This window comes from Flavobacterium sp. 2755 (genome assembly GCF_031455715.1).
Lineage (GTDB): Bacteria > Bacteroidota > Bacteroidia > Flavobacteriales > Flavobacteriaceae > Flavobacterium.
In genome coordinates, this window is the sequence record NZ_JAVDTG010000001.1 from 661,710 (window position 1) to 678,574 (window position 16,865).

The 16,865-nt window shown below is 33.7% G+C and carries 18 protein-coding genes; 17 read left to right on the plus strand and 1 reads right to left on the minus strand.

Annotation, left to right across the window (positions count from 1 at the left end; all coding sequences use genetic code 11):
• Positions 1–67: 67 nt before the first annotated feature.
• The 17 genes from J2Y38_RS02775 (at position 68) to J2Y38_RS02855 (ending at position 15,550) form a co-directional block, all read left to right on the plus strand.
• On the plus strand, positions 68–1,345 hold the full coding sequence (locus J2Y38_RS02775) for a hypothetical protein (protein ID WP_309839364.1): 1,278 nt from the start codon (positions 68–70) through the stop codon (positions 1,343–1,345).
• Positions 1,346–1,644: 299 nt separating this feature from the next.
• Positions 1,645–3,045 (plus strand): anthranilate synthase component I family protein, encoded by a 1,401-nt coding sequence (locus J2Y38_RS02780; protein ID WP_309839365.1) that lies wholly within the window; start codon positions 1,645–1,647, stop codon positions 3,043–3,045.
• A 99-nt stretch (positions 3,046–3,144) separates the two neighbouring features.
• On the plus strand, positions 3,145–3,588 hold the full coding sequence (locus J2Y38_RS02785) for a hypothetical protein (RefSeq protein ID WP_309839367.1): 444 nt from the start codon (positions 3,145–3,147) through the stop codon (positions 3,586–3,588).
• A gap of 87 nt (positions 3,589–3,675) precedes the next feature.
• Positions 3,676–4,242, plus strand: a complete 567-nt coding sequence (locus J2Y38_RS02790) for an aminodeoxychorismate/anthranilate synthase component II (RefSeq protein ID WP_309839369.1) — start codon at positions 3,676–3,678, stop codon at positions 4,240–4,242.
• Between the two features lie 83 nt (positions 4,243–4,325).
• Positions 4,326–5,318, plus strand: a complete 993-nt coding sequence (gene trpD / locus J2Y38_RS02795) for an anthranilate phosphoribosyltransferase (protein WP_309839371.1) — start codon at positions 4,326–4,328, stop codon at positions 5,316–5,318.
• Between the two features lie 73 nt (positions 5,319–5,391).
• Entirely contained in the window at positions 5,392–6,177 is a 786-nt protein-coding gene (trpC, locus tag J2Y38_RS02800) for an indole-3-glycerol phosphate synthase TrpC (protein WP_309839373.1), read from the plus strand.
• 107 nt (positions 6,178–6,284) lie between these two features.
• On the plus strand, positions 6,285–6,917 hold the full coding sequence (locus J2Y38_RS02805) for a phosphoribosylanthranilate isomerase (protein ID WP_309839375.1): 633 nt from the start codon (positions 6,285–6,287) through the stop codon (positions 6,915–6,917).
• A 12-nt stretch (positions 6,918–6,929) separates the two neighbouring features.
• Positions 6,930–8,111, plus strand: coding sequence for a tryptophan synthase subunit beta (trpB, locus tag J2Y38_RS02810; protein ID WP_132989783.1), 1,182 nt, complete (start codon positions 6,930–6,932; stop codon positions 8,109–8,111).
• A 126-nt stretch (positions 8,112–8,237) separates the two neighbouring features.
• Positions 8,238–8,555, plus strand: coding sequence for a gamma-glutamylcyclotransferase family protein (locus J2Y38_RS02815; RefSeq protein ID WP_309839380.1), 318 nt, complete (start codon positions 8,238–8,240; stop codon positions 8,553–8,555).
• Positions 8,534–9,301 (plus strand): carbon-nitrogen hydrolase family protein, encoded by a 768-nt coding sequence (locus J2Y38_RS02820; RefSeq protein WP_309839382.1) that lies wholly within the window; start codon positions 8,534–8,536, stop codon positions 9,299–9,301. Before J2Y38_RS02815 ends, J2Y38_RS02820 begins: the two co-directional genes overlap by 22 nt.
• A 107-nt stretch (positions 9,302–9,408) precedes the next feature.
• Positions 9,409–10,170, plus strand: a complete 762-nt coding sequence (trpA, locus tag J2Y38_RS02825; RefSeq protein ID WP_309839384.1) for a tryptophan synthase subunit alpha — start codon at positions 9,409–9,411, stop codon at positions 10,168–10,170.
• A gap of 45 nt (positions 10,171–10,215) precedes the next feature.
• Positions 10,216–10,458 (plus strand): hypothetical protein, encoded by a 243-nt coding sequence (locus J2Y38_RS02830; protein WP_053473891.1) that lies wholly within the window; start codon positions 10,216–10,218, stop codon positions 10,456–10,458.
• Positions 10,449–10,766 (plus strand): type II toxin-antitoxin system RelE/ParE family toxin, encoded by a 318-nt coding sequence (locus J2Y38_RS02835; protein WP_309839387.1) that lies wholly within the window; start codon positions 10,449–10,451, stop codon positions 10,764–10,766. The genes J2Y38_RS02830 and J2Y38_RS02835 overlap by 10 nt, the downstream gene beginning before the upstream one ends.
• Before the next feature lie 160 nt (positions 10,767–10,926).
• Positions 10,927–11,556, plus strand: coding sequence for a TetR/AcrR family transcriptional regulator (locus tag J2Y38_RS02840; RefSeq protein ID WP_056202022.1), 630 nt, complete (start codon positions 10,927–10,929; stop codon positions 11,554–11,556).
• Positions 11,546–12,865 carry a TolC family protein gene (locus J2Y38_RS02845; protein ID WP_180858004.1) on the plus strand — a complete coding sequence of 440 codons (1,320 nt, stop codon included), beginning with the start codon at positions 11,546–11,548 and terminating at the stop codon, positions 12,863–12,865. The genes J2Y38_RS02840 and J2Y38_RS02845 overlap by 11 nt, the downstream gene beginning before the upstream one ends.
• Positions 12,866–12,876: 11 nt before the next feature.
• A complete protein-coding gene (locus J2Y38_RS02850; RefSeq protein ID WP_053473887.1) occupies positions 12,877–13,956 on the plus strand; it encodes an HlyD family secretion protein in 1,080 nt (359 codons plus the stop codon).
• Positions 13,957–13,960: 4 nt separating this feature from the next.
• Positions 13,961–15,550 carry an MDR family MFS transporter gene (locus J2Y38_RS02855; protein WP_309839391.1) on the plus strand — a complete coding sequence of 530 codons (1,590 nt, stop codon included), beginning with the start codon at positions 13,961–13,963 and terminating at the stop codon, positions 15,548–15,550.
• Positions 15,551–15,777: 227 nt separating this feature from the next.
• Here J2Y38_RS02855 and yaaA read toward each other — a convergent pair whose 3' ends face one another.
• Positions 15,778–16,536, minus strand: a complete 759-nt coding sequence (yaaA, locus tag J2Y38_RS02860) for a peroxide stress protein YaaA (protein WP_309839393.1) — start codon at positions 16,534–16,536, stop codon at positions 15,778–15,780.
• Positions 16,537–16,865: the final 329 nt, after the last annotated feature.

The window sequence follows — 16,865 nt, forward strand, 5'->3', positions numbered from 1 at the left end:
TGATTAACATTCGGGGTCTAATTTTGAGCAAATTAAAAATCCAAAACTAGAAATTAAAATTATAGTTATGAAAACAAAAATACGTGTTATAATAATTACACTTCTAAGCACTTTTTTACTTCAAGCTCAACAACAAACAAAAGGAATAATCGGTACTAATAACTGGATGAACAATTGGACCAATTTTAATCCGGCAAAAATGGAATACAGCGAAGCGACCAACATAATTGCAGGAACAATTGATAAAGATACCAGATTGGTAAAACGAAATACATATCAATTAGTAGGGATTGTTTACGTGACAAACAATGCAACTTTAACCATCGAACCCGGAACTGTAATACGAGGCGATGATAAAACCTGTGGAACTCTTGTTATTTCAAATGGTGCAAAAATTGTAGCAGAAGGTCTAGAAACAGATCCAATCATTTTTACTTCAAACAAAGAAATTGCAGACAGACGTCCGGGTGACTGGGGCGGAATTATCATTTTAGGAAAAGCTCCAATTAATTTTCTTGGCGGACTTCACACACTGCCTTTTACTTTAGATCCAATAATAAATCATTATGGAGGTCAGGATGCCGAAGATAATTCAGGAATTTTAAAATATGTCAGAATAGAATTTGCAGGAAGAAAATTGAGTTCAGAAAAAGAACTTAACGGACTTTCACTGGCTGGAGTTGGAAAAAAAACAATTTTAAGCAATATCCAGATCAGTTTTTCAAATGATGATTCTTTTGAATGTTATGGCGGAGATTTAAATATGAACAACTTAATTTCATACCGAACAACTGATGATGATTTCGATTTTACGCAAGGTGCTCAAATCAGCATCAGCAACAGTATTGCTATTCGTCATCCTTTTTCATCAGATATCTCTGGTTCAAGATGTTTTGAAGTCGATTCATACGACAAGATTCAAAATACGGATATGAGTAAAAAAATGACAAAAATCACCGCAAGCAATATCACTTTAGTTAATCTTGAAGAAAACAATCAAGGTTTGGTTAGAGAATCTGTTCACATTAGAGAAAATACTTTTTTTAGTTTAACCAACAGTATTGTTTCTGGTTTTTCTCCTTTTGTTTTATTAGAAAGCAATATTGGAGATGGAAATGAAAACTTATCAAAAATGAGTTTCAAAAACATAATTGTAAACAATTGCAACGGCGGAATTACAAGTGAATCATCTAGTTCTGATGTCGCAATTCAAAATTATTATAACCCAAATTCCGGGATAGAATACTCAAAATGGAAGAATAGCGAGTTATTTACAATGCCAAATATCAAAGGAAATCCAGATTTTAGAGCAAATGTAAATAATACGATTGCGATTGGAAACTAAGACCTTAAGCAGATTTTAGATTTTAAAATTTAACAAATTTTGAAAATTAGAAAAGTTTTTTTTGAGATTTTATGTATTCTAATTCAAATTACATTTATATCTTTGTCACATCAAAATAAAGAAATGAAAACATTAATGAACAATACTTGGTGGTGGAACAATTTACGTCAGACGTCGTGAACTAAGCTTCCTATGGTATTTTCAAAACTATAAACAAAAAGGGCTTGTCATCACGACAAGCCCTTTTTTTTGGTCAAAACTTTAGCCTAAAAATATTAAAAACTAAAAAACAACATACTTTGAAACCTTTTATACTCAACACACATTACAAACAAATTCTGGCAGACACTATTACGCCAGTTAGTATATATTTTAAAATAAGAGATAAATTTCCTAATAGTTTATTATTAGAAAGTAGTGATTATCATGGAAATGACAACAGTTTCTCTTACGTTTGCTGCAACCCGATTGCAACGATTAAAATCGAAAACGAAACGATTTCAAAAACTTTCCCTGACGGAACTTCGGAACAAACTAAAATTGATGCTTCAACAAATATCCCGGAAGTAATTCAGGAATTCTCAAGCAAATTTCAATCGGAGAAAAACGATTTTAAATTCATCAATAACGGATTATTCGGATACATTTCTTACGATGCTGTTCGTTATTTCGAGAAAGTTTCGATTGCTAAAAAAGACAATGCAACTTCAATTCCGGATGTTTTTTATGCAGTTTACCAAAACATCATCGCCATCAATCACTTTAAAAACGAGGCGTATATTTTCTGCCACAGCGTTGATGGAACAAACAATATTGCTGAAATTGAACAATTACTTCAGTCAAGAAATATTGCTTCATACAAATTTTCAAAGGAAGGTGAAGGTTTCTCAAACTTAACCGACGAAGAATTCAAACACAATGTTGCTTTAGCTAAAAAACACTGTTTCCGCGGAGACGTTTTTCAGTTAGTTTTATCTCGTCGTTTTACACAAGGTTTTAAAGGTGACGAATTTAATGTTTACAGAGCCTTAAGAAGCATCAACCCATCTCCTTACCTATTCTTTTTTGATTATGGAGATTTCAAAATATTTGGGTCTTCGCCCGAAGCACAAATTATCGTAAAAAACAGAAAAGCCGAAATTCACCCCATCGCAGGAACTTTTAAAAGAACCGGAAATGACGAACGTGATGCGCTTTTAGCTAAAGAACTTTCGGAAGATAAAAAAGAAAACAGCGAACATGTAATGCTTGTCGACTTAGCAAGAAACGATTTAAGCCGAAACGGTCACGATGTAAACGTAGAAAAATATAGAGAAGTTCAGTTTTTCTCGCACGTAATTCACTTGGTTTCTAAAGTAACCGGACATTTACATGAAAAAGCTACAACTATGCAGGTTGTTGCCGATACTTTCCCAGCCGGAACTTTAAGCGGCGCACCAAAACACAGAGCGATGCAATTGATTGAAGATTACGAAAAAACAAATCGTAATTTCTACGGAGGTGCAATTGGTTTCATGGATTTTAACGGAAACTTTAATCATGCTATTATGATTCGAACTTTCCTTTCTAAAAATCACCAATTACATTGCCAGGCCGGAGCCGGAATCGTAGCAAGTTCTGACGAAGAAAGCGAAATGCAGGAAGTTTATAATAAATTAAGAGCATTGAATACAGCGTTGGAAATGGCGGAGAAAATATAGTTTCAAGTTTTCTTTGTTTCAGGTTTCAAGTTGTTGGAACGTGAAACTTGAAACCTGAAACTTTAAACAATAAAAACAAACTATAAAAAACCACAAATTATGAAAAAAGCAATTTCAATTTTAGTTTTAATCATTAGTATAACCGCTTGTAATTCGGAAAAAAAGGAAAATCCGATAAAAGGAACCTGGCGTCTGATATCTGCAGAAACGACAGAAAAAGATTCAACGTTTTCGACTTTTAATCCGAAAACAAAAATGATTAAAATTATAAACGATACACATTTTGCTTTTTTCAATCATGATTTAAATAATGGTAAAGATTCAACAAATGCAGTATTCTTTGGCGGAGGCGGAAAATATACTTTAAAAGATAGTATTTATACTGAGAATTTAGAGTACTTCAATAACCGTCAATGGGAAAATGGAAAATTTGAATTTGTAGTAAAAATCAAAAACGATACTTTAACTCAAAAAGGAGTTGAAAAAGTAGAAAAATTAGGAATCGATAGAATTATTACTGAAAAGTACGTTCGAGAAAAATAAATAAAAATTAGTTGCCAGTCACAGTATTCAGTCTCAGTTTAAAAACTTAGTAACTCAGAATCTCAGCAACTTAGAACCTTAGAAAAAATGAAAAAAATATTAGTTATAGACAATTACGATAGTTTCACTTATAATTTAGTACACTACCTGGAAGATTTAAACTGCGAAGTAACGGTTTACAGAAACGACGAATTCGAAATTGACGAAATCGCTTCTTTCGATAAAATATTACTTTCGCCAGGTCCGGGAATCCCTGATGAAGCAGGTTTATTAAAAGCAGTAATCGAAAAATACGCGCCAACAAAAAGTATTCTGGGCGTTTGTTTAGGACAACAGGCAATTGGGGAGGTTTTTGGCGGAACACTTTCTAACCTTGATAAAGTATACCACGGCGTTTCGACAAATGTAAAAACGGTAGTTTCAGACGAAACTTTATTTGAAGGTCTAGGAAACGAATTCGAAGTGGGAAGATACCATTCGTGGGTTGTAGACAGCAATTTGCCTGAAGTTCTTGAAGCAACTTCAATTGACGAAAATGGGCAGATAATGTCACTAAGACACAAAACTTTTGATGTAAGAGGCGTTCAGTTTCACCCTGAAAGTGTGCTTACGCCAAAAGGAAAAAGGATTTTAGAGAATTGGATAAAAAGCTAGTTTACAGTATTCAGTCTCAGTTTACAGTCACAGTAAAAAAACTTAGCATCTCAGTATCTTAGAACCTTAGCAACTTAAAAAAAATGAAAACTATATTAAACAAATTAATCAATCACGAAGTGCTTTCTAAAGAAGAAGCAAAAGACGTTTTGATTAATATATCAACAGGTCAATACAATCCGAGTCAGATTTCGGCATTTTTGACCGTATTTATGATGCGAAGCATTACGATCGATGAACTTTCGGGTTTTCGCGAAGCTTTATTAGAATTATGTGTTCGCGTTGATTTATCAGCTTACAATACAATCGATTTATGCGGAACGGGCGGCGATGGAAAAGACACTTTCAACATCTCAACTTTAGCTTCTTTTGTATCTGCTGGAGCTGGAATTAAAGTTGCTAAACACGGAAATTACGGCGTTTCATCCATTTCTGGATCGAGTAACGTAATGGAAAAAATGGGAATTAAATTCAGTAATGATCCTTCATTTTTAGAAAAATGTATCGACAAAGCCGGAATCTGTGTTTTACACGCTCCCCTATTTCATCCAGCAATGAAAAATGTTGGGCCAATCCGTAAAGAATTGGCTGTAAAAACATTCTTTAATATGCTGGGTCCAATGGTAAATCCATCATTTCCACAAAATCAATTGGTTGGAGTTTTCAATCTAGAATTAGCTAGAATGTATGCTTATTTATATCAAAATACCGATATCAATTTCACGATTTTACATTCGCTTGATGGATATGACGAAATCTCTTTAACAGGTCCAACCAAAACGATAACATCGCATATGGAAGGAATGCTAAAGCCAGAAGATTTTGGTGTTAGACTTTTATCCCAAACAGAAATCGAAGGCGGAAAAACCATCGAAGAATCGGCTGAAATATTTACGAATATCATTTCTGGAAAAGGAAACGAAGCACAAAATAATGTGGTTTGTGCCAATGCTGCAATGTCAATTGCAACGGTTACAAAATGTTCTCCGCTTGAAGGATTTGAATTAGCAAAAGAAAGTTTATTGTCTGGAAAAGGACTAAAAGCATTACAGACATTACAGGAATTAAGCAAATAAAAAACAAACACAAATTTCACGAATTAGCACTAATAAATTTGCGTCTTTGTGACTTTGTGGCAAAACAACAAAAATGAATATTTTAGATAAAATAATATTTGATAAAAAACGAGAAGTCGTTCTCAAAAAATCAATCATTCCGGTTTCTCAGTTGGAAGCTTCGGTATTTTTTGGAAAAGAAACAATTTCATTAAGCCAAAAACTAAAAACAAGTTCAACTGGAATTATTGCAGAACACAAACGTCGCTCTCCTTCAAAATCAGTCATTAATCACAATTTTACAGTTGAAGAAGTTGTAAAAGGTTATGAAAATGCCGGAGCTTGCGGAATCTCTGTTTTAACGGATGGTAAATATTTTGGAGGCTCTTTAGACGATTTACTTTTAGCAAGAGCAAGCGTAAATATTCCGCTTTTGCGAAAAGAATTTATTGTTGATGAATACCAAATTTTAGAAGCAAAAGCACACGGAGCTGATTTGATTTTATTAATCGCTGCAGTTTTAACCCGCGAAGAAACCAAATCTTTATCTGAATTTGCAAAGAATTTAGGTTTAGAAGTCCTCTTAGAAGTTCATAATCAAGAAGAATTGGAAAAATCGATTATGCCGAGTTTAGACATGATTGGAGTAAACAACAGAAACTTAAAAACTTTCGAAGTCAGTTTAGATTTCAGTAAACAATTGGCATCGCAAATTCCAGATGATTTTGTAAAAGTTTCCGAAAGCGGAATTTCATCAATCGAAGCCATTCAGGAATTAAAACCTTACGGTTACAAAGGTTTCCTAATTGGAGAAAACTTCATGAAAACCGATAACGCCGGACAAGCCGCAACGGAATTTATAAGCAAGCTAAGTCTTTGACGGTTTGCCACAAAGTCACAAAGGCGCAAATTTAATTTGTGTCAGTTTGTGAAATTAATAAAAAAAACTTAGTGTCTTAGCGCCTTCGTGGCAAAAACAAATATAAAATGAAACTCAAAATATGCGGCATGAAATATCCTGAAAACATTCTCGAAGTAGGCGCACTCCTACCCGATTATATGGGATTTATTTTCTGGGAAAAATCCGCACGATATTTTAACGGAACCATTCCTGAACTTATAAAAACAATCAAAAAAGTGGGCGTTTTTGTAAATCAAACACAGGAAGAAATTCTGGAAAAAGTAACAAAATACAATTTACAAGCCGTTCAGTTACACGGAAATGAATCTGTTGAATTTTGTTCAGAATTAAAGAAACAATTGCCAAAAAAAATCGAAATCATAAAAGCATTTTCCGCAGATGAAAATTTCGATTTTGAAGTGATAAAACCTTTCGAGCCAGTCTGCGATTATTTTCTATTTGACACAAAAGGAAAACTACCGGGCGGCAACGGAACAACATTCGACTGGACCATATTAAAAAAATACAATTCAGATAAACCCTTCTTTTTGAGCGGCGGAATCGGAATTAACGAATTAAAAGCCATTGAAGAAATTTCAAAAAGCAATTTGCCTATTTATGCTATCGATGTAAATAGTAAATTTGAAATCGAACCAGGGCTGAAAAACAGAAATTTATTTAGCAATTTCAAACGAAAATTTGATGTTGCCAACTTTTAAACTTTAAACAAAATGAGTTTTAACGTCAACGAAAAAGGATATTACGGAGAATTTGGAGGAGCTTACATTCCTGAAATGCTTTATCCAAACGTAGAAGAATTACGCCAAAAATACCTAAGCATAATGGATGAACCGGATTTTAAAGCTGAGTTCAACCAATTATTGAAAGATTATGTAGGGCGCCCAAGTCCGTTGTATTTTGCAAAGCGATTATCTGAAAAATACAATACAAAAGTCTATCTAAAAAGAGAAGATTTAAACCATACAGGAGCGCATAAAGTCAACAACACAATCGGGCAGATTTTATTAGCAAAACGTTTGGGTAAAAAAAGAATTATTGCCGAAACCGGAGCTGGTCAACATGGTGTTGCAACAGCAACAGTATGCGCTTTAATGGGAATTGAATGTATCGTTTATATGGGTGAAATTGATATTGCGCGTCAGGCACCAAACGTGGCCCGTATGAAAATGTTAGGCGCAGAAGTTCGTCCGGCACTTTCGGGTTCACGAACTTTAAAAGATGCTACAAACGAAGCGATTCGCGATTGGATCAATAATCCGGTTGACACACATTATATTATCGGATCGGCTATTGGACCTCATCCTTATCCAGATATGGTAACGCGTTTTCAGAGTATTATTTCAGAAGAAATAAAATGGCAGCTAAAAGAAAAAGAAGGACGTGAAAATCCTGATTATGTTGTTGCTTGTATTGGCGGCGGAAGTAATGCGGCCGGAACATATTACCACTTTTTACACGAACCAGAAGTTGGAATTATTGCTGTTGAAGCTGCCGGAAAAGGTGTTGACAGCGGGCATAGCGCAGCAACAAGTAAATTAGGAAAAGTAGGCGTTATTCACGGTTGTAAAACGCTTTTAATGCAAACACCAGACGGACAAATTACAGAACCATATTCAATTTCTGCCGGATTAGATTATCCGGGAGTTGGACCTTTACATGCGCATTTGGCACAAACGGGACGTGGTGAATTTTTCTCTGTAACCGATGATGATGCAATGAATGCAGGTTTGCAATTAACAAAATTAGAAGGAATTATTCCGGCAATTGAAAGTGCACACGCATTTGCAGTTTTAGATCAAAAGAAATTTAAACCTACAGATGTCGTAGTTATTAGCCTTTCTGGACGTGGCGATAAAGATTTAGATAATTATATTGACTATTTTAAATTGTAATAAAAATCGTAATTTGGGCGTTCCCTACGGTCGGGCTGTCCGCTATATCTTTTTATTTTTAAAGAAAAAATAAAAAGGATGCCGCTCCCATCCCTAACGCAAATAAATAACGAGAAAAAAGTAGATATGGAAAAGTTATTCTCTTACGGAACATTACGATCAAAGCAAATTCAAATGCAGATCTTCAATAAAGTATTGTCGGGAACTGCAGATCAACTTCTTGGCTATAAATTAAAAAGCCTTCAAATAGAAGAAGAATTTGGAATGGCTGATTATGTAGTAGCGGTTCCAAGCGATGATCTTTCAGATATTATATATGGGGTTGTTTATACAATTTCAAATACAGATCTGGCTAAAGTAGATATATTCGAATCGAACTCATATAAAAGAGTTCAGGTAAGATTAAAGTCTGGAATACAGGCTTGGATTTACACAGAAAATTAATAATTGATATGATTCTTGCTGCTGCACAAACAAAACCAAAACGAGGAGATATCGATGCTAATTTATCAGATCATTATCGCCTTATCGAATTGGCCGTAAAAAATAAAGCGCAATTAGTTGCATTTCCTGAAATGTCTATTACTGGCTATGAAAGAGAACATGCACAAAAATTAGCTTTCCAGAAAAACGATTCGCGTTTGGATCATCTGCAAAAATTAGCTGTAGAAAATAATATTACAATTATTGCCGGAGCACCTATTGAAATTGACTCCAATTTGTTTATTGGCGAATTTGTAATTTCTCCGGATAATTCGGTTTCCATTTATACGAAGCAGTTTTTACACGAAGGTGAGGATGAATATTTTCAATCTTCTTTTGATAATAATCCAATTATTTCAATTGAAAATGAAAAGATTTCATTTGCTATTTGTGCCGATATTGATAATCCGCTGCATCCGGAAAATGCACGTAAAAGAGAAACTGACATTTATATTGCCAGTATTTTCTTTTCGCCAAACGGAATTCCGAATGCGTATAGAAACTTGCAAAATTATGCCGAGAAACATCAAATGAATGTTTTGATGTCGAATTTCAGTGGCGAATCCTGGGGATCTCCTTCGGCGGGTCAAAGCGCTTTTTGGAATAATAAAGGAGAATTAATTGGTCAGATGAATGATTCAGATTCCGGATTATTATTAGTCGAAAAACAAAATGATAATTGGACAACTCAAATCATTATTGACTAGCAAAGACTCCTGCAAGGTTTTCAAAACCTTGTAGGTATAAATAAATTACTTAAAATAAAACACCTACAAGGTTTTGAAAACCTTGCAGGAGAAAAAAGATATTAAAAATGAACAGAATAACTCAAAAATTACAAGAAGATAAAAAGATACTTTCGATCTATTTTTCTGCGGGATATCCTAACTTAAATGATACCGTGCAGATTATTCAGGATTTAGAAAAAAACGGTGTTGATTTAATCGAAATTGGACTTCCGTTTAGTGATCCTTTGGCAGACGGACCAACAATTCAGGCGAGTTCTACACAGGCGCTTCATAACGGAATGACAACTCAAATTCTTTTCGACCAGCTGAAAAACATCCGCGAAAGCGTAAAAATTCCGTTGATTATTATGGGCTATTTTAATCCGATGTTACAATACGGAGTTGAAGCTTTTTGTCAAAAATGTGCTGAAATTGGTATCGACGGTTTAATTATTCCTGATCTTCCGGTTGATGTTTATGCTGAAGAATACAAAGCAATTTTCGAAAAATACGGATTAATTAATGTTTTCCTTATTACGCCTCAAACTTCAGACGAACGTATTCGTTTTATTGACAGCGTTTCAAACGGATTTATTTATATGGTAAGTTCTGCAAGTGTTACGGGATCGCAGTCTGGTTTCGGAGATGTTCAGGAAAGCTATTTCGAAAGAATATCAAATTTAGATTTAAAAAATCCTCAAATTGTTGGTTTTGGAATTTCAAATAAAGAAACTTTTAATCAGGCTACTAAATATGCAAAAGGTGCTATTATAGGAAGTGCTTTTATTAAACATTTAAGTGAAAGCGGAAGTGGGAAAATTGAGGAATTTGTTGGAGAGATTCGATAGAATTTAATCTGTATAATTACTTATCTTTGAATAAAATAAAACAAAATGGATTTAGAAGCTCGTAAAATATCATTTGTTCAGGAATTCCTGAGACTTGAAAATGAAGAGATTGTTACTGGATTAGAAAATTTACTTCATGAAAAAAAAGTAGAATTATTAGATTCTGAAATGAAACCAATGAATATTGATCAATTTAACAATGAAATTGATCAATCAATTAATGACGCTTTTCAAGGAAGAATTGTTTCTGCTAAAGATCTAAAATCCAGAATTCAAAAATGGGATTAACGGTTTATTGGACTCAATTTGCAGAAAATAAACTTGAAGATATTTTTGAATACTACAAATTCAAAGCTGGTATTAGAATTGCTCAAGTACTTATAAATGGTATAATTGATTCTTCACTAACTTTAGAATTCAATGCATTTGGCGGGCAAAAAGAAGAACTTTTATCAGACAGAATTCAAGACTTCAGGTATTTAATTTTTAAAAATTACAAAATAATATATTGGATTGATGAAACTCGAAACACCGTTTTCATCTCAAACATTTTCGACATAAGACAAAATCCTGATAAACTTAAATTAGGAAAATAATTTCATAATCATTTTCAAAAAGCTGAAATACTAAGTGTTTCAGCTTTTTTTTGCCCAAAATTATCGAAACCGTTTTATGTTAATATTATGTTAAAATAAAATTAAACAAGTGTTTAAATTAAACAAGTGTTTAATTTTGTATCCGATTAGAAACAATTCCATGTCACACATCGAACTAAACGATAAAAAAATTCAGATTCTTAATGTTGCTGAAAAGCTATTTTCTGAGAAAGGATTTGAGGGGACGTCTATACGGGATATTTCGAAACATGCAAAAATTAATATTGCGATGGTTTCCTATTATTTCGGTTCAAAAGATAAATTACTGGAATCTTTAATTATTCATAAAACAGCCGATTTAAAACTGCAAATCGAAAGTTTACAGCACGAAGATCTTCATCCTCTTGATAAAGTCAATAAATTAGTCGAAATTTATATCAATCGAATTAATTGTAACAGAGGGATTTTCAGAGTTTTACACTTCGAACTTAATTCTAAAAAAAGAGAAGAGAGTCTTGCTGCTTTTACGGAGCTGAAAAAGGGGAACCTAAAATCTCTTGAAACGATTATTAAAGAAGGCCAGTCAAAAGGAATTTTTAGAAAAGATGTCATTATCCCGTTGATTACACCAACGATTATGGGGACTTTTTTTCATTTCCACATGAACAAATCATTTTTTGAAGAACTCTTAAATCTAAAAACAGAAACGTTATACAACGATTATATTAAAAACAGTCTTACAAAGCACATTCAACAAACTATAAAAGCGCTACTTGTTTATGAAAATTAGTCAATTAATGCTCTTTGGAGTTTTCTTTATAGGAATCTCTTCAATAGAAGCACAAGAAAAAACAAGTTTAACTTTAGATGAAGCCGTAAAAATGGCGTGGGAAAAGAGTAACGAAGTTACGCTTGCCAACACTAAGGTAAACTCAAAGAAATATGAATTACAAACGGTTAAGAATAACCAATATCCAGATTTAAAAATTTCAGGACAATATCAGCGATTAACAAAAGCTTCGATCGATATGCCTAATCAGGGAGAAAGTGCTTCTTTAGCTTCTCCGGATCGTGCAATGCTTGGAATGGCAAATTTAAGTTTACCTCTTTTTGCAGGATTTAAAATCCAAAATAGTATTGACGCTTATGAAAGCTTATATGAAGCTGAAAGCGTTACTGCGGCTAAAACAAAAGAAGATGTTGCTTTAAAAGTAATTACTTATTACACCGCTTTATACAAAGCACAAAAAACTTTGGATGTTTTAACAGAGAATCAAAAAAGTGCTAAACAGCGTGTTACTGATTTTATCGAATTAGAGAAAAACGGAATCATTCCAAGAAATGATTTATTGAAAGCACAATTACTGGTTTCAAAAACGCAGTTATCTATTGATGAAGCTAATAACAACATCAACAATATCAACTTTTATTTAACGACATTACTTAAATTAGAGCCATCTGTAAAAATTCAGGTTAACGAAGATGATTTCTTCAACCTAAAAACAACTGGTGCTCCTACATCTGATGTTCTGGCACTTGAAAGCAGAAAAGATTTAGAGGCAATTCGTTTACAACAAAAAGCTTCAGAGGCTAATGTTAAGATTGCAAAAGCCGGATATTATCCAACAATTTCATTACTTGGAGGTTATACTGCTTTAGATCTTAAAGACATTATTACGGTAAAATATGCTATGAATTTTGGTTTAGGTTTATCTTATGATTTATCTGGAATTCTGAAAAACAGCGCACACGTAAAAGAAGCAGAAAGTAAAGCTCTTGAAGTAAAAAACACGGAAGCTATTATGACGGACCGCATTAAAGTTGAAGTTCAAAAATCTATTGAAGATTATGACTTAGCGATCAATCAAAGTGTGGTTTATGAAGAAGCATTTCAACAAGCTACAGAAAATTACAGACTTGTAAAAGATAAATTCGACAATGGTCTTGCAGATACCAATGATCTTGTTGAAGCCGATGTTGAGCAGTTAAGTGCAAAAATCAATACTGCTGTAGCAAAAGCAACCATCATTCAAAAATATTACGAATTACTTTCAGTATCAGGACAATTATCACAATCATTCAATCTTTCTAAAATATAATCGAAGCTCTCATGGAAAAGAAAAAGACAAATAAAAAATTCATCATCATACTAACCGTTTTGGTTTTAGTGGGAGGAACTTACGGAATATCAAAATACTTACACTCATTGGCTCACGAAGAAACGGATGATGCTCAAATTGAGAAAAAAATGAACCCAATTATTCCGAGAGTATCAGGATATATCAGCAAAGTTTATGTGAAAGATAATGACTATGTAAAAAAAGGAGATACTTTATTTACTATCGATAAAAGAGATTATCAGTTAAAAATCGATGAAGCAAATGCTGCATTATTAGGAGCTGAAGGTCAATACGAAGCTGCAAAAGCTGATATTGGAAGTGCTTATGCTAGTATTTCAGTTTCTGATGCTCAAATGAGATCTGCTGGTGGTTCTATCGAAAGTGCTAAAATTAGATTGAGACAGCTTACAAACGATTTTAACCGTTACAGCAATTTATATAAAACACATACAATTACAAAACAACAATTTGAACAAGCTCAAACTGCAAAAGATGAAGCTGAAAATCAAGTACGTGTTTTAGAACAACAACAAAGAGCGACTTCTTACCAAAAATCGGTTATTCAGTCAAAATCAAAAGTTTCTGATAAACAAACAGAAGTTGCTGCAGCAAACATCAAAAAAGCAAAAACAATGCTTGATGTTGCGCACTTAAACTTAAGCTATACAGTAGTTACAGCGGCTATTGACGGTCAGGTTTCTAAAGTTGATATTCAGCCGGGACAATTAGTTCAGCCGGGACAATCTTTATTCTATATCATCAACAATAATGAGGCTTGGGTTGTAGCGAACTTTAAAGAAACACAATTAAACAAAATGGTTGTGGGACAAAAAGTAAGTTTAAAAGTTGATGCTTACCCTAACTATGAGTTTAAAGGTACTGTAACTTCATTTTCTCCAGCAACAGGATCACGTTTTTCATTGTTACCTCCTGATAATGCTACAGGAAACTTCGTAAAAACAATTCAGAGATTACCAGTAAAAATTAGTTTAGATCAAGCAAACGATCCTGAAAAAGTAAAACTTTTAAGACCGGGAATGAATGTTGACGTAGACGTACATTTAAAATAAATAAATGGCAGCAGCAGTACAAGCAGACGACGATTTAGTAGAATACGGTTACCGACGCGTTATTATTACCATTACGGCAGTACTTTGTGCCTTGCTGGAAATTGTAGATACGACGATTGTAAACGTAGCTCTAACAGACATGCGCGGAAGTCTTGGTGCTACCTTGACCGATGTGGCGTGGGTTATTACAGCATACGCAATTGCGAATGTTATTGTAATTCCGATGACGAGCTGGTTATCACAGCAATTTGGAAGACGTAATTATTTTGTGGCTTCTATCATAATATTTACCGTCTGTTCCTTTTTGTGTGGAAATGCCAGTAATATTTGGGAACTTGTAGCCTTCCGATTCGTACAAGGTATGGGTGGTGGAGCGCTACTTGTAACAGCCCAAACGATTATTACAGAAAGTTATCCGGTTGCAAAACGTGGTATGGCGCAGGCTATTTACGGAATGGGTGTAATTGTAGGTCCAACTTTAGGTCCGCCTTTGGGAGGATATTTAGTAGATAATTATTCTTGGCCTTATATCTTTTACATCAATATTCCGCTTGGAATTATTGCTACTATTTTGGCTTTAACTTTCGTAAGAAGTCCTAAATATGGAGAGAAATTAAAAGCAAATCAGGTTGATTGGTGGGGAATTTTCTTGTTGAGCGCCTTTATTGGTTCTTTACAATTCGTTCTTGAACACGGACAGCAGGATGACTGGTTTAACGATTCTCTTATTGTAACTTTAAGTGTTGTGACTGTTTTAGGATTGGTTCTTTTTATTTGGAGAGAGCTGACTTACAAACATCCAATTGTAAACTTAAGTGTTTTAAAAGATGGAAATTTAAGAATTGGAACTGTAATGTGTTTCATTCTTGGTTTTGGATTATATGGTTCGACGTTAATTATTCCTATTTATACACAGTCAATTTTAGGATGGACAGCAACTGATGCGGGATTATTATTAATTCCGGGATCTATTACAACGGCGATTATGATGCCATTTGTTGGAAATATGATTCAAAAAGGTGTTCCGCAAGGTTATATGGTTGGAGTTGGATTTTTAGTATTCTTCTTCTTTACCTTTATGATGCAGACTCGTATGACGCCAGATACTGGTGTAGAACATATGTATTGGCCATTAATTTTGAGAGGAATTGGTCTTGGATTACTTTTCGTTCCAATTACAACACTTTCGCTTTCAACTTTAAAAGGAAAACAAATTGGTGAAGGAGCCGCTTTTACCGGAATGATGCGTCAATTAGGAGGTTCATTTGGTATTGCAATTATTACCACTTTTATTACACGTTTTAGTCAGGAACACAGAGTTGATTTGATCAACAATTTAGATCCTGCAAGATATGATGTTCAACAGCGTATCGCAGGAATGCAGCACGCTTTTATGTCCAAAGGATATAGTGCAGATGTTGCTCTTAAAAAAGCTTATCAGGGAATAGAATATTCAGTATTGAAACAAAGTACTGTTTTGGCTTACATGGATATTTTTATGTACCTGGGAATTATGTTTTTATGTTGTATACCGATTATTCTCTTTATCAAAAAAGGGAAGAACAAAATTAGCGCAGCCGACGCAATGCACTAATAATAATAATTTTATAATACGCAGAAACGCCGAATTCAATTTAGAATTCGGCGTTTATTTTTTTAATTTAACCGCAAAGAGCGCAAAGAATTTATCTCTAAGATGTTTTAAAAACGCAAGGTTCGCAAAGCTTTGTGTAAAAACTTTGCGAACCTTGCGTAAATCTTTGCGCTCTTTGCGGTAAAAATATTAGAATCTTAGCAACTCAGAACCTTAGCATCTTAAAATCATCTTGTAAAAACCAAATGATTTCCTTTTGAAAGATTCGCATCAAAATGATAACCTTCGTAATTAAAACCTTTTAAGTCATCAATAGTTTCAGCATTTGTATCAATAATATAACGAACCATCATACCTCTCGCCTTTTTTGCGAAGAAACTGATCATTTTTAATTTTCCGTCTTTGTAATCTTTAAAATCCGGAGTGATTACAGGAACTTTTAAAGCTTTTACATCAACTGCCGAAAAATATTCGTTACTGGCTAAATTCACGAATAATTCTCCTTTTGCCAATTCTTTATTTAGAGCTTTTGTAACAACAGGTTTCCAAAATTCATGCAGGTTTTTATAATCTCCAACAGGTAATTTTGTTCCCATTTCTAAACGGTAGGCCTGCATTAAATCAAGCGGTTTTAAAACACCGTAAAGTCCGGATAAAATTCTAAGTTTATCCTGAAGGACATCTAGTTTTTCTAACGGAATTGAATAAGCATCTAAACCTGTATAAACATCTCCATCGAAAGTATAAACTGCCGGGCGGGCGTTTTCAACTGTAAATGGTGTTTTCCAGTCTTGGTTTCGTTTCCAGTTTAAGTCAGCAAGTTTATCTGAAATTGACATTAAATGGGATAATTCAGCAGGCTTTTTCCCTTTTAATATTTTATGAACCTGACGCGCTTCTTTTAAAAATGAAGGTTCAGTATGTTGAGCAGTAGGTAATTCTTTTTCGAAATTCAGTGATTTCGCCGGCGATATAACAATTTTCATTTGTGCATTTTTATATGATTCAAAAATACAAATTGCAATTTTAAAAATATGTTATTGTAATTGATTTGTTTTATCGTTGTATAATTTTTTCTGCCACGAATTACACGAATTTTCACGAATTATTCTTTTATGTAGATTGTGATTTTTTTCTGCCACAGATTAAAGTGATTTCCACAGATTTTTTTAATCCTTATAATCTGTGGCAGAAAAAAAATAATTCGTGAAAATTAGTGTAATTCGTGGCAGCCCTTTCTCAATTCATAAAAATCAACGCATCAAAATGTGAAATTGTTCAAAAAATTGAGCTATAGATTATAATAGCGATTTTC

Excerpts from the sequence above, each read along its gene's own strand:
- J2Y38_RS02775 (WP_309839364.1), top strand. The coding sequence starts at position 68 with ATGAAAACAAAAATACGTGTTATAATAATTACACTTCTAAGCACTTTT.
- J2Y38_RS02785 (WP_309839367.1), top strand. The coding sequence starts at position 3,145 with ATGAAAAAAGCAATTTCAATTTTAGTTTTAATCATTAGTATAACCGCT.
- J2Y38_RS02790 (WP_309839369.1), top strand. The coding sequence starts at position 3,676 with ATGAAAAAAATATTAGTTATAGACAATTACGATAGTTTCACTTATAAT.
- trpD (WP_309839371.1), top strand. The coding sequence starts at position 4,326 with ATGAAAACTATATTAAACAAATTAATCAATCACGAAGTGCTTTCTAAA.
- trpC (WP_309839373.1), top strand. The coding sequence starts at position 5,392 with ATGAATATTTTAGATAAAATAATATTTGATAAAAAACGAGAAGTCGTT.
- J2Y38_RS02805 (WP_309839375.1), top strand. The coding sequence starts at position 6,285 with ATGAAACTCAAAATATGCGGCATGAAATATCCTGAAAACATTCTCGAA.
- trpB (WP_132989783.1), top strand. The coding sequence starts at position 6,930 with ATGAGTTTTAACGTCAACGAAAAAGGATATTACGGAGAATTTGGAGGA.
- J2Y38_RS02815 (WP_309839380.1), top strand. The coding sequence starts at position 8,238 with ATGGAAAAGTTATTCTCTTACGGAACATTACGATCAAAGCAAATTCAA.
- trpA (WP_309839384.1), top strand. The coding sequence starts at position 9,409 with ATGAACAGAATAACTCAAAAATTACAAGAAGATAAAAAGATACTTTCG.
- J2Y38_RS02830 (WP_053473891.1), top strand. The coding sequence starts at position 10,216 with ATGGATTTAGAAGCTCGTAAAATATCATTTGTTCAGGAATTCCTGAGA.
- J2Y38_RS02835 (WP_309839387.1), top strand. The coding sequence starts at position 10,449 with ATGGGATTAACGGTTTATTGGACTCAATTTGCAGAAAATAAACTTGAA.
- J2Y38_RS02840 (WP_056202022.1), top strand. The coding sequence starts at position 10,927 with ATGTCACACATCGAACTAAACGATAAAAAAATTCAGATTCTTAATGTT.
- J2Y38_RS02845 (WP_180858004.1), top strand. The coding sequence starts at position 11,546 with ATGAAAATTAGTCAATTAATGCTCTTTGGAGTTTTCTTTATAGGAATC.
- J2Y38_RS02850 (WP_053473887.1), top strand. The coding sequence starts at position 12,877 with ATGGAAAAGAAAAAGACAAATAAAAAATTCATCATCATACTAACCGTT.
- J2Y38_RS02855 (WP_309839391.1), top strand. The coding sequence starts at position 13,961 with ATGGCAGCAGCAGTACAAGCAGACGACGATTTAGTAGAATACGGTTAC.
- yaaA (WP_309839393.1), bottom strand. The coding sequence starts at position 16,536 with ATGAAAATTGTTATATCGCCGGCGAAATCACTGAATTTCGAAAAAGAA.